At 42.2% G+C, this 16,000-nt stretch carries 14 protein-coding genes; 5 read left to right on the forward strand and 9 right to left on the reverse strand.

All coding sequences use genetic code 11. From position 1 onward, the window contains the following. Positions 1-25: 25 nt before the first annotated feature. From ACHZA2_RS14105 to ACHZA2_RS14120, 4 genes are all read right to left on the reverse strand, one after another. Positions 26-1,198, reverse strand: coding sequence for an FtsX-like permease family protein (locus ACHZA2_RS14105; RefSeq protein ID WP_319580242.1), 1,173 nt, complete (start codon positions 1,196-1,198; stop codon positions 26-28). Between the two features lie 5 nt (positions 1,199-1,203). After that, positions 1,204-1,794, reverse strand: coding sequence for an ABC transporter ATP-binding protein (locus tag ACHZA2_RS14110; RefSeq protein WP_319580243.1), 591 nt, complete (start codon positions 1,792-1,794; stop codon positions 1,204-1,206). 1,029 nt (positions 1,795-2,823) lie between these two features. Further along, positions 2,824-4,005: an MFS transporter gene (locus tag ACHZA2_RS14115; RefSeq protein WP_319580244.1), complete on the reverse strand. Its 1,182-nt coding sequence runs from the start codon at positions 4,003-4,005 to the stop codon at positions 2,824-2,826. 11 nt (positions 4,006-4,016) lie between these two features. After that, positions 4,017-4,451 (reverse strand): MarR family transcriptional regulator, encoded by a 435-nt coding sequence (locus tag ACHZA2_RS14120; RefSeq protein ID WP_319580245.1) that lies wholly within the window; start codon positions 4,449-4,451, stop codon positions 4,017-4,019. 291 nt (positions 4,452-4,742) lie between these two features. On the opposite strand from ACHZA2_RS14120, the gene ACHZA2_RS14125 reads away from it, so the two are divergent. Next, entirely contained in the window at positions 4,743-5,840 is a 1,098-nt protein-coding gene (locus ACHZA2_RS14125; protein ID WP_319578110.1) for a transposase, read from the forward strand. A 653-nt stretch (positions 5,841-6,493) separates the two neighbouring features. Here ACHZA2_RS14125 and ACHZA2_RS14130 read toward each other — a convergent pair. Next, positions 6,494-7,087, reverse strand: a complete 594-nt coding sequence (locus ACHZA2_RS14130) for a hypothetical protein (RefSeq protein ID WP_319580246.1) — start codon at positions 7,085-7,087, stop codon at positions 6,494-6,496. A gap of 294 nt (positions 7,088-7,381) precedes the next feature. Between ACHZA2_RS14130 and ACHZA2_RS14135 the strand changes: the two genes are divergently transcribed. Then, entirely contained in the window at positions 7,382-8,107 is a 726-nt protein-coding gene (locus ACHZA2_RS14135) for a class I SAM-dependent methyltransferase (protein WP_319580247.1), read from the forward strand. Between the two features lie 216 nt (positions 8,108-8,323). After that, entirely contained in the window at positions 8,324-8,668 is a 345-nt protein-coding gene (locus ACHZA2_RS14140) for a hypothetical protein (RefSeq protein ID WP_319538218.1), read from the forward strand. Between the two features lie 45 nt (positions 8,669-8,713). Here ACHZA2_RS14140 and rsgA read toward each other — a convergent pair whose 3' ends face one another. Then, a complete protein-coding gene (rsgA, locus tag ACHZA2_RS14145; RefSeq protein ID WP_319580248.1) occupies positions 8,714-9,808 on the reverse strand; it encodes a ribosome small subunit-dependent GTPase A in 1,095 nt (364 codons plus the stop codon). 355 nt (positions 9,809-10,163) lie between these two features. On the opposite strand from rsgA, the gene ACHZA2_RS14150 reads away from it, so the two are divergent. Beyond that, positions 10,164-10,859, forward strand: coding sequence for a hypothetical protein (locus ACHZA2_RS14150; RefSeq protein ID WP_319580249.1), 696 nt, complete (start codon positions 10,164-10,166; stop codon positions 10,857-10,859). Between the two features lie 245 nt (positions 10,860-11,104). Here the strand turns inward: ACHZA2_RS14150 and ACHZA2_RS14155 are convergent, their stop codons facing one another. Both ACHZA2_RS14155 and ACHZA2_RS14160 read right to left on the reverse strand, forming a co-directional pair. Further along, on the reverse strand, positions 11,105-12,334 hold the full coding sequence (locus ACHZA2_RS14155) for a cytochrome c biogenesis protein (protein ID WP_394698597.1): 1,230 nt from the start codon (positions 12,332-12,334) through the stop codon (positions 11,105-11,107). 9 nt (positions 12,335-12,343) lie between these two features. After that, positions 12,344-12,979: a DUF2284 domain-containing protein gene (locus ACHZA2_RS14160; protein ID WP_319580251.1), complete on the reverse strand. Its 636-nt coding sequence runs from the start codon at positions 12,977-12,979 to the stop codon at positions 12,344-12,346. Positions 12,980-13,189: 210 nt separating this feature from the next. Here ACHZA2_RS14160 and ACHZA2_RS14165 point away from each other — a divergent pair, with 210 nt between their 5' ends. After that, complete coding sequence (locus tag ACHZA2_RS14165; protein WP_319538213.1) at positions 13,190-13,534, forward strand: helix-turn-helix domain-containing protein; 345 nt, start codon at positions 13,190-13,192, stop codon at positions 13,532-13,534. Between the two features lie 138 nt (positions 13,535-13,672). On the opposite strand, the gene ACHZA2_RS14170 is transcribed toward ACHZA2_RS14165, so the two are convergent. After that, a complete protein-coding gene (locus ACHZA2_RS14170) occupies positions 13,673-15,781 on the reverse strand; it encodes a methyl-accepting chemotaxis protein (protein ID WP_319580252.1) in 2,109 nt (702 codons plus the stop codon). Between the last annotated feature and the right edge of the window lie 219 nt (positions 15,782-16,000).

Below are 16,000 nucleotides of genomic sequence, written 5' to 3' on the forward strand. Positions count from 1 at the left end.
TCATGCTTTGTTTCTCTCATTCTGATCACTCCTGCCTAAGTGCCTCAATGGGATTCAGGCGGGATGCTTTCCAAGCTGGGTATATCCCGGAAATAAGACTTATAGCAATACCATAACTCATTCCATACGGGATTGATATCAGGGTGGACGGGTCATAGAAATATTTCAACCCGGACATAAGCGATATACTGGTATATCCAATTATTACTCCAGATATTCCCCCAAGAATTGCTCCGAGTAGACCGAGAAGAAATGATTCATAGATGAACATGCACATGATCGCTGATCGCCTAGTTCCTATTGAACGGAGTACTCCTATCTCCCGGTATCGTTCGATAACAGACATGACCATTACATTAAAGATAGATACACCCGCGACGATCAGGGATATTCCTGCTGTAGCGGTGGCACTGGCAGCCTGTTTCTGCATATCTTCAATCCACTGATTTCGGTATTCATTCAGATCAAAAATATCCATAATTGTCTTTCTTTTATTCATTTCTGTAAGAATATTCTGCTTAATCGTCTCGATATTCTTTGTATCCTTAACTTTTACGAGGACATTGTTATATCCTTTGAACATGATCCGTTCTCTGAGCCATGGTTCATATGGAAATATTGCCTGATCAGGAGACATCATCCACATTTGAGGATAGGGTTTTAGAACACCTACAACCCGGGTTGGTATTTCCTGACCATCCTTTGAAATTATGATAATCTGGGATCCTATCCACAGATTCTTTTTTTTGGCAAGGTCTGCCCCGATAACAATTTCATTTCCAGAACGGGGGATATTCCCTACTTGAAACTCAAATAAAAGATTAAGATTCTGGGGTTTAATCCCATATATCGTCGTACTGAGTTTTTCTTTTTTATGTTTTATAGTGTCATCAGAATCGTAGTAATATGGTGCAAAAATGGCTTCTGTACTAATTTTTTGGATCTGATCGGCCTGTCGTTCGGAGATATATGGATCGATTCCTTCCTTTTCGGCATAATCGGTATTCAAATTCACCTGGAACGAATCCAAAGACTTCCACTGCTCCATATTCGTCATAACGGTGACGTTCTGGATCATCCCCATTGAGATGATGGACAATACTCCAATGATTATTCCTATCACTGCAAGAAGGGATCGAAGCCAGTGAAGACGAAGATTATTAGTAGCAAAACTGAATATTATCCTCTGACTGGTCATTATGATTATCCTTCAACTTTCCCGTCCACAATCCTGATGATTCGATCTGCATATCCTGCGGTTTTCAGATCATGAGTGACCATAACTATTGTTCTTCCTTCACGTGTACTCAAGGCAGATAATAATTCCAGGATAGCAGTACCTGTTTTTGTGTCAAGGTTACCTGTGGGTTCATCACAGAGAATTATTGCCGGATCGTTAACCAGAGCCCTGGCAATCGCAACTCTCTGTTGCTGACCTCCAGAGAGTTGATTAGGGCGATGATGCCAAAAATTATCGGGAAGCCCGACATCAGTGAGTGCTTCTTCTGCCCGGGTAGTGTCATGCACCCTCCCTGTCCGGGTAACATATGGATAATGAACATTATTTAAGGCATTGAACAGAGGAAACAGGTTAAAATATTGGAATACAAAACCGAGGGTGTTCAGTCTGAGGTCTGTTAACTGGTTATCGGTCATGGTTCCAGTCGAGTTACCGTCAATCCAGATCTCACCCTCATTAGGTACATCCAGACATCCCATCAGGTTTAGCAGTGTGGATTTCCCTGAACCAGAAGGTCCCATGATCGCAATGAACTCTCCGGGATGGATCTCCAAAGAAACCTCATCTATTCCAGTAACATCTCCGGAATCGAGAGTATAGACTTTGGTAACATTATGAAATTTAATTATTGCATCGTCATATGTATTTCCTTTTTTCCAAGGAAGATTAACTGATTTGATAATAGGATTAATGATATCAGATCCAACTTATGAATTCAGAATATGGACTATTTGAAGAGGTAATTACCTCATTTATACTATTTACTAATAACATCAAATTCATTCAAATATGTTCTTTACAATCTTACAAATTCTGAAAGAACTAATAAGTAGTTTCTTCTTTGTTCTTTATTATCGAGAAGAAACAGGTTTAAGGCTGGGTATAAATACTGGACATCCGGTTTTCAACTTAATATCCTATTTCCCGGTGTTTGATAAAAATATTAGTTGATTTATAGAGAATCTGGAATTTAAACCATCCTGTCGTAATTAAGGATTATTCCTGCAAGATCCTTCTCCTAATTGTGAATATAATAATGATACAATGTATATGTCCTGTTCCGGTTATTGCAGATAACAATCTGAAAATTACCATAATCCTATAGATACTCACAAAGTTGGGGATGAAATTGAGTTTTCAGGAACGACAGATCTCTTTGAACCAACAAAATTGTATATTGATATTGATCCAGAAAAGGATTTTGAGTATTTGAAGAGTTTTATCTCTTATACTTATTATACAAGTGATAATTTGTTATTGTTTTTGCCTAGTGTCCCTCGTCACTTTATTCTACAAAAAAGGGCCGAAATTACTTTATAAAAGTACGTATTACCAAAGTTAATGATAAGAAAAATTAGATGGACATAAAGAAGTTCAATTAATTACAATAGCCTGTAGTCAACCTCCCACGGGTTAGATAGAATAAGAAAAGGCTAATAAATCCATGATCCTGTTCTCCTTTGGTCAGTAGATACAGGGCTATCTGAATTTACAGCACTTTCTTACATTATCAGGATCCCAAATAGTTACAAGAATATTTAGATAAATATAAAAAGAGGGTATTAACTATCCTGATTGGTTTTTCACTCACTAATGTACGTATTATTAGGATTATCAAACCAAATTTTCATTCTATACGTCATCAAAGCAACAAGCAACCCAAAAATTCCTGCAGTAATAAAAACAGCGTTTATTCCAAAATATGCCAGAATTACACCTAAAATTATTGGCGAAAAACTTTGACCAACGTATCTCATGCAACTATAAATTGATATCACGCCGCCTCTTGCCTCAAGTGGAGATATCTGAATAATCTGTGCGTCAATGCATGTCTGTGAAAGTACAAGCCCTAATCCAAACAGGAGTAATAAGAGAAATACTCCGATTATAGAGGGTACAAGGGGCATTACTAACAGCGATAACCCAACAAGAATAAATCCTGCAATAATCACCCGAATTAATGAATATCTGGCTGCAAAATATCTTACCTTTGGTGCCATCACTACACAAGCTATACCCGGGACGGCTAGCATGATTCCAGATACTCCTGAAGCAAAGTTGAACTCATTCTTGAGCATAAAGGGCACATAGATCATCATGGCAAATAAAAGAAAATATATCGAAAAGCCCATAAAAATTGTGTAAAGTATTGGCAAATCTTTGAGATATTTAAGCGCTTCAACGGTACCTTTGTGACTGCTCATCTCCTTCTGCTTTCTGGTTTCAGGAAGAATAATCATAACAACTAAAGCAAATGGCAGGGAAATGGCATAAAAGAGAAATGCATAATTCCATCCCAAGGTTGCCAGTCCTCCTCCGATAATTGGCGCAAATACAGAACCCAAAGCAAATGATATACTGATTTTACTCATTGCTCCTACACAGTCAATACCTGTGTAAACATCACCGATAATCAGCATGGCTAGAGAGGTTATCGCAGCTACTCCAATACCCTGAATAAACCTCATAATCAGTAATGAGTTCACATCAGAGAGAAAAAAACTCACAAGGCCTGTAAGTCCATAGATTACAAGACCGGTCACGAGTATTTTTTTCCGGTTAACACAATCAATGAATTGTCCGATAATCAGTGTGAATATTGCAGTAGAGATAGTAAAAACTGACATCAACATCCCTACCCCTTGGGTAGTTGTATGCAGTGGTCCTACCATTTCAGGTAATACAGGTGTTATAAGTGCTCCCCCAGCCATTGCAAAAAAGGCAGTTATACAAAGCAGAACAAGGTGATAATTTTTAAAATCCATGATAATCCTGATTATTTTACCATAATTCTGGATACATTCTCAATCATATCTTCTAAAGAATTCACGATCAAATTCCTATGATCTGACTCAAATTCCGATAAGAGTATATCCTCCCATTTTAGGGCAATCTGTTTTATATGAGGCTCTATCAGCCTTCCCTTTTCAGTCAGATATATATGATAGGAACGTTTGTCTTCTCCGCTTCTTTGCCTGAAAACATAACCTTCATTAATTAATTTCTGTATGGCTCGGGTTACTGCAGCTTTGTTTATACTTATTGACTGGGAAAGCGACTCCTGGTTTATTCCATCATATATATAGAGTGGCATTAAAATGTAAAATTGGCCGGATCCGATGTGGTACGAAGCCAGTTCGTTATCAAGGTACATCTGACTATACCTATAGAGAAATGAAATTAATTTTCCGATAAATGGTGAATCGCTCATTGTTTTCCTCTAGATTATCTTTGGTTATTCCGAATTGTGCGTAGTTGAAATTTTTCAAGAGAACAATTGCAACAAAGTTGATATGTCAACGGTATTATTTATAGTTGATCAGTCAACCAATGCCAGGTATATGTAACACCATTCCGCCAGGGTGATTAATTGAGGCCGTCCAACGAAGGCCCTATTATTTAAATAGGTCATAAAATTTCTCGACTCTCCACTCTTTTTTCATTTCGTTAATTGCCGTGGGACCGATTTCGGCACCATTATATACTATTGAAACTGGCCTCTATGCTCGTTGGCTCAAACGAAAAAAGGACATTACATGGGACTGTAAATCCAACAAATAGTGTTTCAATCAGTACATTACTTGGAAAAATGGATCTTACCCAGATTGAAATTGAATTGCACAACCATCTCAATTACAGCCAAACTCGAAAATGGTTATATTCACCAATATTATTATTCAAACTCTTGATTGTCCATTCCTTTCGAAAACAATCCTATCGAAAATTCATCAAATCACTAACACTTGAAGATTGCATTGCTCTTGGAATTCCTGAAATAGAGCCCGGAAAATATCATATTCCCTCTGCAAGTAATTTACATGATTTTGCTTACAATCGTTTGCGATTAGACGGCTTTAAGAAGATCATGTACCTAAACGGAGCCATTGCATGTCAATCTATTCAGAATGGTCACGGAATGGTTGATTCAACCCCTATTGAAGCCTCAAGGTATGATAAATATGCAGAATATAATCCCCATTACGCTTGCAGGATGCACAAATATCACATATTTCATTTAAACAACTTTCCACTTTATGGAATATTTTCTGAAGGTAATGCTCATGATTCCCCATATGCAATCCCATTAGCTGAAATTGTTGGTACGATGAATCCAAGCATGATCAAAGTTCAACTTGATGGTGGCTATGATTCCTTCATGATTTATGCGAGATACTGGAGAATTTTCAGAATTCAACCACTAATCGATCCAAGCAAGAACGCAATTTTGAACATAGAGGGGACAATTGAGAGAATTGATCATTGGGTAAATAAAATGTGGAAGAAAGGGGGAGACATTCGAGATTCTATTGAGGAAAAAATGCTATTTCTCACGAATAATGGAAGGGAGAAACAGGTCGGGATGTATCTTCGCAATCAGAACTTACTTAATCCAAATTTCAGAGTTGAATACAAATCAAGGGCAGATTGTGAAAGAACTCATTCACACATGAAACGAATGTTTAATTTCAGTGTAAAATGGATTCAGAAAAGATCTGAAGAATTTTACATGACATTGAATCTCATTTCATATCAGTTTGTATTACTTGCAAATTTAGTAAAAAACCAAGGAAAGGGTCAGGGTCTATCAAAATATTACTGAAAAAATAAAATGCAGATGTCCCATTAAGTAGCGAATGCTATCGAGTTTTTAGTTCTTCTTCGTCTATCAACTGTAATTTTGAGTAGTTTGGATGTTGATTCCCATCCTTTGCAGTGCGTGTATCTATCATTCTATTGTAAAAATTGGTAGTTCGACAAAAAGCGAATTATTTGATTGACAATCTGTCCAATCTACATCTTTTCATTGGACAGCCTCTAATTAACGATATGCGTTGTTGGGAGCCTCTTCTTGTGAATCCGGGATGATACCATACAAAGGATTCTCACAGAATCAATCTGTCATGAATAAAATTTTTATTGATGGCAAATTGAACTGCTAGATGTCCATTGTGATAAAATAAAGGCCTAAATTGTCTAGTAATAATCAAAATAAAAAGGTCGGTTTTTGCAGGTTATGAATCTGGAAGCGTTTATATATAATAATCCTGGCGATGGAAACTCCTAAATCGTAATAATTGCTCGAATCTGAAATGTGGAATCCCCAATACCCAAAAAGCAATTGGAAGAAACCATGTGGGGGAACGAAAGAATCTTAAAACAAAAAAATGTTTTTAAATGGTTTTTGATATGCAATCGCGGGCTGAAAGGTTTACTTACTTATTTGGGGTATTTTTATTCAGAGTATAACTGTCTCTAAATATCATGGATAACTGTAGTATTTGTAGAATTAGCGTAACCAACATTTACGGGCCTGATATGGTCTGCCACATCATCTGGCAGGTCATCGAAGTATTTGCTGACTGAACTGGCTCCGTTCATCAGGAGTGCATACTGATACCTGCCCCATCCCGGATATGCACCTGAACAAACAACGGCACCGTCTTCTGTCCCCTTGATATAGGTCTGTTTCATCGCGGTGTTGCCGTCGTTTTCAGTAAACGACGGTCTATCCTGGCAAAGGCAGAAGCCCTGTTTGTTCATGTACTGATCCTGGGCTCTCATAAGATCTCCCGGAGTTGCCTGGTTGGGATTGTGGTCAAAGAGATACTGGAGCGTGGTTGATCCATCCGGTGATTTTGCTACAAGGGACGTGATGTCAGGATCAAAAGGATCTGTGGAGATATCTCCATAGGTCCAGCCGGGGGGAATATCCACCTGTGCCCACGGGGTGATATTTACCGGATGCCATCCGGTGTTTACCGCAGATACCGGAAAAGAGAGAAGAAGGAATATCAGAATGAAGAGTGTGAATACTGAATTTCTGCCTTGCAGAACTGGAACATACATGTGATGTACATCTCACCGGTTATCAAGAAACAAGTTTCCATGAGGTGAACGAAACCCTTTATCTGCAGTATGAATGTGGCCATTAGGATACCTCAAGAGTTGTGTCAGATATTTTCTGGAGCAGAGATTTTGAACTCCCGGGTACATGGCCTGAAAATTTGTAAGAAAGAAAAACATGTGCTCTCCTTTTGAATAATCTCCATTCTCCAGGCTTTTTATGAGCAAAAAGACCGGAAAGGATATAATTACTTCACTCTAACGCTTTTTATCATGGATGTAACGCTTATCTCATCAATGTTTGAAGGATTACCGAGACAAGGCCCAGGCTTGGATGAGGCAACGGCTTTTGCCTTTTCTTTTATCCCTCCTGATCAAAAAAGAGGGAAAATTCTGGATATCGGATGTGGTTCCGGTATGCAGACCCTCACTCTTGCAAGAATCTGCCCGGCCTGTCAGATTACTGCATCTGATCTCCATCAGCCATTCCTCGATGACCTCACTAACCGGGCAAAAAAAGCCGGACTCGACGGGAAGATTGTAACCCGTAAGGCGTCGATGGATAACCTGCCATTCGCTGATCACTCATTTGATATCATCTGGGCTGAAGGTTCGGCCTTTATCATCGGGATGGAATCAGCCCTCCGATACTGGAAGAAATTTGTGAAGCCTGATGGGTACCTGGTATTTTCAGATTGTGTATGGTTTACTGACTCTCACTCAAAGGAATCACAGGAGTTCTTTGATGAGATATCACCAGGATTGCCGACAGAATCCGGAGCTGAAGAGATAATCAGGTCAGAAGGGTATTCTATCATCGGCTCCTTCAGACTCCCGGATACCGGCTGGTGGAATCATTATTACTCTCCACTCTCTGACCGACTGGGAATGCTGAAAGAGAAATTCGCGAATAATCAGGATGCTCAGTTCATAATTCAGGGATTAGAAAAGGAGATCGATATTCATCGGAGGTACTCAGGCGAATATGGGTATACGTATTTCATACTGAAGCCATCCAGCTAAAAAATCGATCACAACATACCTGCCAGAACAAGGAAACCTGACCTCATTTGCTCTGTTATTATCTTTTTCCCCATTTTGGAAGATGAGTGAGTTCAGGTTACCAGAACAACTGGTTTAGTTTTTTTATTCGCAACAAAAAATGTTTAATTCAATTATTTTTATATTTCATGTCTGAATAACCAGCAGGTAGATATCATTCTATTCACATTAAGACCTATGAACAAGTACTCCCTTGCACTTCTCGTTATGCTGACTGCGACTATTTTGATCTCTGCTGCATCAGCTCATCCGCCAAGTGATCTGAACCTCACGTACAATCAGACATCAGGGAATCTCTCAGCGACCTTTACCCATCAGGTTGCTGACCCCGCAACGCATTACCTGAAAGATGTAACGGTTGCAGTTGATGGGAAAGAAGTTGTGAATGAGAAGTATACATCTCAGCCAACATCCGATGAATTTACGTACATCTACCCGGTTAATGCATCTGTCGGGTCAGTAATTGATGTAAGCGGCCAGTGTAACATTGGTGGGTCAATAAAGCGGTCTATCACCGTTTAATTTTTTTAATTTTTTAGATCTCTCTGCATCTACCACTGTGGAGTATCATAGCCTGCCACCTCTTGCGTTTCTGTCAAGTGTGATCTCTTTAGACAATTTGCTGATCTCCCTGAACTTTTTCTTCTCAAATCGTTTCAGCCCGATCTCTGCCTTCTCCCGTTCAAAAGATACCTCTTTTAGGATCTTCCTATACCTGATGAATCGATCTTGATTCAGAACTCCGTCTTCTATTGCCTGCCTGACAGCACACCCGGGTTCATCATTGTGGGTGCAGTCTGAAAACCTGCATTGTGTAGCATATTCCTGGATATCATCAAACGTTTCTGCGATGCTCTCCTCTGCAGTCCATATCCTGATCTCCCGAAGGCCTGGAGTATCAATGAGTGAACCTCCGTCAGGGAGTGAGAGAAGGTGCCTGACTGTGGTGGTATGTCTGCCTCTTCCATCATCATCCCTGATATCGCCGATTTCCTGAAGCTTTTCTCCAATGAGTGCATTCGTGAGGGTTGACTTCCCGACTCCGGATGAACCAATTATGACAACTGTTTTTTCCGGCCCGAGGTATGGGTTCAGATTATCAAGCCCGCTCTTCTCGGCAGCACTAACCGGGATGATCGGGATCCCTTTTATCTCTGACCTGATCGCTTCTACCTGGTCTGTGATATCAGAGCAGGTGTCAGATTTGTTGAGGATTATCACCGGCAGAGCACCTGAACTCCTGCTTATCAGCAGGTACCGTTCGAGCCTTGAGATGCTCAGATCAGATCCCGGTTCGGTTACGATAAAGACGGTATCAACATTTGCAGCAAGTACCTGTTTCCCTGCAGAATCCCCCGCACCACCACGTTCAAGAGCGGTTTTCCTGGGCAGAATCGCGACGATCATCCGGGTTACTGATTCAGGCTGGTTGAGAACCACAACAAAGTCTCCGACAACAGGAAACATCTTCTTGGATTTCATCGCTCCTGACACCGGGATCGAAATGATGCCGTCCTGAACCATCACTTCGTATCTCGTCTTTTGAACTGTACAAACCCTCCCGGGAAGGTACGGTCCTTCGAATTTTACAAAGAGATCGTGCCAGTACTGGTTCCATCCTGATATTGCAGCCGATGATGAGTTGGAATTGTTTGAACTCATGTGAGGAGAAAGGTCAGTTTCGAAGTATAACTGATTTACCGTACTTTTCCGGGTATTTATTCTAATTATTTCCTGAATCTGGTTTCAGGCGCATTTAGGAGATGTACCAAATGAGTAATTTTTTCACTCATAGTTCTCGGATATGAAACGCTCCTTGTTCTGTAAGGGGTCCAGATCTGATGCATCCGAATATCATCCATCTTACTTTGTCTTCTGAGAGAAACGTTCCATGAGATAGCAAACGTTCTGGATTATATCTGGACGTTACGGGCGATTTTCTGATTATGTCCCATTGTTTCGATAGACTTAACCATACTAAAGATGACCTATCGAACATTAGTACGAGTGAGTTCTTATGAGTTATGCAAATGCGATAGGTTTATTGGTAATTTTTGGTTTATTTGTGGTATGTACAGTCTCTGCTGTGAACGGTACTGAACTTGGGGAAAAGTCAGATAGTATATGGAACGGTACATGGTCAACCCCTGATTATACGATGTATATCATACAAAATCAGTCCGGAATCGGCGGAGAATACGTACCAAGAGATCTGGATTTATTAGATCCTGGCTGGTTTGAAGGGAATCTATCTGAAGATGGAAGAACATTTACCGGTGTATGGATTGAGACCGGGTCAAATACGTACACACTTTCAGATGACAAGATGTCCTTCACCATCAATGGATCTGCAGATATTCATGGCCCCATGACTGAACCTGCATATTACAACAGCAATGCAACAAGAATCGGGGAGATTATGGATTCAGCGAACCCCTGGAGTGGTAACTGGGCTTCACAGAAAAAATCGTATAATCTCACCCAGAACGGTAAATTCCTTTCAGGAATAAACATGCCTCTCACGAACGTGAATGATGAGAACGGAACACTCTCCGGGGTAGTCTCGGATGATGGCACCATATATACCGGAAACTGGACCGAGATAGGTGGATTAACGCTGGTCATGTCAGAGAATGGTACATCATTTGATGCAACCATAACAAAGAGCCTTGATCCGAAGGCATTTGTTGAGAATGTGGTCTTTTCAAAGTAACCCTTTTTTTGTTTAACTTATTATAACCCACCAATTATCGGTGCTCAAAACTGATTTTTTGAGTGATGATACAACACTTCGGTGTCCCTGTCCTGAAGAAAATACAGAAAATGATTTCGCTGCCAATAAAAGTGGTTGTTGAATCTGCAGATTGCCAGATCTAAATAAACCCCAACGGTACCCGTTGGGGGCCCCAGGCAGAACCGGTGAGCAGGACCTTTTCATGCAAAAAGGGTATCGGGTGATTATCCAAGAGCTTCATACAGGATGTAACTGGCAAAGATGATCAGGACAACTCCGATCACACCCCTGAGTACCCGACGCTGCTCAAGCCGCCATTCATTAACCCGTTCCGGTGGCAGGCCGAACAGAACCAGGGCGAGAATGATAAGTAAGGGAAGTACGAAGGCAACATTGTAGACCAGGAGGTACACGAGGGAATGCATAAGGTCAACCCGCATGGAAATCATCGATATGATAGAGAGATAGATCCCTCCAGTGCAGGGGAGCTCGAACATGCCCACCATGATTCCAAGAAGAAACGCAGCAGGCAGGGTGGCCCTGTTCATGATACGACTGATCCGGCCGGCCTGGGATGCAGGAATCGCAAGGGTTGGCATATTCGTTGGAATCAGGGCATCCTTGATCATCAAAATTCCTGCAAGAAGGGCAATACATCCTGCTACAACTGAAAATAATGCCGTTACTCCGGTTGTCTGGATGACCGAAAAAATCCCGAGTCCTGACAGGAAGTAGAAGACAAATACCGCCCCTGTGTAGATGAGTCCGGTTACCAGGATCGCCCGTCTGCTCTTCTGTGCCATCATATTGACAAGCATAATGATGAGTACTGCAAAGGCACACGGATTTATACCGTCAAGCAGCCCGGCTCCGATGATGAGAAGAAATGAAATCTCTTCATGGTTCGAGAGAGAATCTGATGGTTTGAAAAAATCAAACACAGTAGATGGTTTTTGATCCTGTTGTACAGAGAGGATATCTCCCAGGTGAGTTCGAATATCCGGACTGCCTTCCAGGGTCAGGTTCCCGACCATGATGGACGGTGTTGAGAGGTGATCCAGGTGATACCGTTGCTTGTATACAGTAAAGGCTGTCCTGTTCTCTGTACTGTTAAAGAGATCATAGGCCTCCAGGTTCATCTCCGGATGTGTGGGAGAAAATTCATGAAAAAATTCATCTGCATCGCGGCAGGCTCCACAGTGGGAGTTGGTGAAAAAAACTACCTCTCCGGGATGAAGATTCGCTGACACGAGAGAAGGATCTTCCCGGATCAGATCTGGCAGAGTGTCCGAGGGGATTTGGGATCCGTTTGCAGCATAGACTTCAGCAGCAGCCGGAAAGATAAGAAGACACAGAAGGAGAAGGAAACCTGCCCAGGCTGTGATGTATCTGATATGAGAGTTCATACTATTTGTTTCAGATTTCAGCGATGTGATAGAACCATAATTATACATTTTTTACCATCAGTCAATGAGAAGAATTCCAAAGGAAGACGGACTTGTATGAAATGGAAATATGATCTCCATTCCTGCGAGTTTTGCTGTTTTCAAGAGATTTACACCGAGTGCATCAGCCGGAAATCGTCGTTTTGTCGGGTGAGCACAAGACCCGGAAAGACCGGTACAGGTATCACAAAGCACACACGGCCCTGGCATCAGTGCAACTGCAAAAGGATATCCTGCGGTGAATGCTGACTTTTCGAGGTTCAGCATTGCATGATGAAACTTCTTGCAATCCTCTCCAAATTCTGAGAAAAATACCTGTAACTCTTCTTTCTGATCAGAAGGAGCTGTCGGATCAGACATCACTTTGAGGAGTGAGGAAGATATCTCATCACTGGCTGTAGCCGCTGTCTGGAATCGTACCAGAAGTGCATGTGAATAATCCCTGATCACACTCCTGAACTCATCAGGTGTAGGAGAATGTGGAGGACAGACGAGTGATGTTCCGTAGTATGGACATCCTGAGTTACATCTGAACGTACCCCGGTTTTCCACAACGATACCATCTGCAGGAATAAGTCGGGATTCAACCGCTCCGGCTACATTGGCATATGCCTCTAAAAACTGAAAGGGGTTCTGCAGTGATCTGTTCATCATTACCATTCCGGTATTCATAGATTGAAACGTCATTTCATGAACCTGAATTTCTAAAGATAATCCTCACGTAATTGAATATGTGTCATTAATCTCCCATTACTTGATAATGGCAAGTGGGTGAAATTATTACACTTATGATATGATTTAAATCAAGAGGATTTAAATTCTATACTGATAGCGATCTCATCTACTTACGTAAAGGTAATCGGGATGTACGAAAAGAATGGGAAGACCTACAGCTGTCCGGTTGAGGCGACACTTGACGTTATCGGGGGAAAATGGAAGCCAGTCATACTCTGGATGATCAGGAAGAAGGTGATGCGTTTTTCAGAGTTACAAAGGGTAATACCTGAAATTAATTCAAAAACGCTGACAAAGCAGCTTCGTGAACTTGAACAGGACGGGATAGTATTACGAACTGTATATCCTGAGATTCCTCCGCGTGTTGAGTACTCAATTACAGAATTCGGAGAATCACTTGTCCCGATCATCCAGGCCCTCTGCTCATGGGGGGCAAAATACCTAGGAACCGAGTGTCAGGCGAAAGATGATTGATCTGTCCGGTGTGTCCACAACCATTATGTGAATCCGGGCATGAGAAGCAGTATTACAATACATGCTGTCGTTTTACATGCTCTTTCGGGTCAGTTTGTGAGACACAGATCGTGGCTCAAAAAAAGGAGGATCTCTGGTTTACCCGTTCAGCCTTGACATAGACTCATCGATCCTGGTGGCAACCGTTGAGAGGTTGCTTATGATGGTTGATACCTGGTTGAGAGCCGCAGAGGTCTCCTCTGTTGCAGCAGCGGATCCCACTGCCTCTTGTGCAGTCTCGGTTGACATCTCCTTCACTTCAGTGATGCTGGCAGTGATCTCCTCCACTGCTGCTGCTTCTTCTTCAGTGAGACCAGCAACCTCTCCCATATTCTTTGAGATCTCCTCTACCTGATCTGCAATGGTGTGGAAGAACTGAATCGTGTCGGTGATTGCAACAGATCCCCTTGATACTTCAGTGGTTGCATGACCCATTGCTGTTGCAGCCTGTTCAGACTGACGTTGCAGTGATGTGATAATCCTTGAGATATTCTCTGCGGAACCCTGTGACTCCTGGGCCAGAGTCTTGACCTCGTCTGCAACGACTGCAAATCCCATACCCGCTTCGCCTGCACGGGCTGCCTCTATCGCAGCGTTCAGTGCAAGCAGGTTGGTCTGATCTGCAATGTCGCTGATGATCACGACGATTTTGTTGATCTCAACCATCTGGGCACGGATCTCTGATATGATCGTTCCGACATCACCCACAGCTCCATTGATTGCGGATATTCCGTTCTCTGCTACTGCAGCCTGGGTAACCCCCCTTGTTGATGTGTCGTTTGCCTCCTGGGTAAGTTTGCTCACCGCTTCTACCTTTGAGGCAACCACAGTGACAGAGGAGGATAACTCTTCCATAGCAATCAGAACCTGCTCAACCGCGTTGACACTCCGCTCAGCGTTTGAACTGACGATTCCCGAACTCTGGGCTATTGAAGCAGAACCTGCCGTAATCTCTTCTACACTGGCCGCTGCCTCCTCTGATGCAGCAGTGAGGTTGCTCACCTGTTCGGAGATATCTGATATTGCCTTTGAGAGTTCATACCCGATGGTGTTCAGGCCGTCTTTTAATGCGATGAGATCCCCTCTCACGGCAACGTTCTCATCAAACCGTGCACTGAATTTGGCCTGTGCATACTGATCTGAAACCCTCAGTGCCTCGTTCAGTGGGGTGGTGATGGCATCAAGCATGTTGTTGATGCCGACAATGATGTTCTGGTATGCACCTGAAAACTGTGCGGTGTCACCTCTTGCCTTGAGCCTTCCTTCTTCTGCCTCATTAATGAGGGTTCCCAGTTCTCCGACAATTCCGTTGATCGCTGCGATCAACTGGTTGAATGCAGGGGCAATCTCATCCTTGTCATCCCGGGGAGGAACAGAGAGTGCGATATCACCTTCGGCTACCTGTTTCAGGCCAGCGATGATGACAAACTGGAGATCATCGGAAAATTTGTCCATCGCCATAGCCAGAGTCCCGATCTCATCTTTACGGTCCATTCTGAGTCTGTTACTCAGATGCCCAAGACTCATCTCCTGCATCATAAAGGCACCTTGAGAAAGAGGGCCTGTGATGCTTTTGCTGATAATTATCCCAAGAGATAGTGCCAGGACGGCTCCAATCAGAATAACGATAATCAGTGTCAGAATAACTGTTGAGACTGTTGTTGCTCCTTCTTCCTTCAGAGCCTCTGCATCCTCACGGTTTATCTGAACGAGTTTATCAATAGCATTGGTGAATGCCTTCCTCTCATTTACAAGATCGCCTGTCGTTAGCGCTGCTATTGCGGCCTTACTATCACCTGAATCGACGATCGTATTAAAATCAGCGAATGCGGTCTTATACCCCTTCCATGATCTGACTGCCTCATTGAATATCGCTCGCTCCTCATCAGATACGATATACGATTCATATACAGAGAGGTTTTCGTCAACAGATTTCATGAGGGCGTCACTATCAGCCCTACTGCTCTCCCTGGTCTCCGGGATAAGATATATACCCGGGGGATTTCCACGAAGATGCCAGATCTGGGACTGCATCGTCTCTAATATGTCAGTTGGAACGAGTTGTTCATCATACATCTGGTTAAGATATGTATTGGTTGTGGTCACCCCAACATACCCGGTTCCCCCTACAAGCACCATAATGATCACAACTGCAAGAAACGATCCAATCAGTTTCCTGCCAATTGGCATGTCATCTAAAAATTTCATAAACCCCCTCCGAATATGATTAGTGTTCCTCTATAGATGAATATATTATTTATGTTCCCGGTTTAATCCCTTCAAAGCACCGTTTTTTACTATTTTGGGAAGAATACGGGAAGATATAATTAAACCTTTCCAGACAGTGTATCTGATTATTCATGGAGGACAGGCTGAGGATTTATATACTGGGTTCAATCGGCACAACCATTTAATGTTCAATTCATT

Origin of the sequence: uncultured Methanospirillum sp. (assembly GCF_963668415.2) — an archaeon.
Classification (GTDB): Archaea; Halobacteriota; Methanomicrobia; order Methanomicrobiales; family Methanospirillaceae; genus Methanospirillum.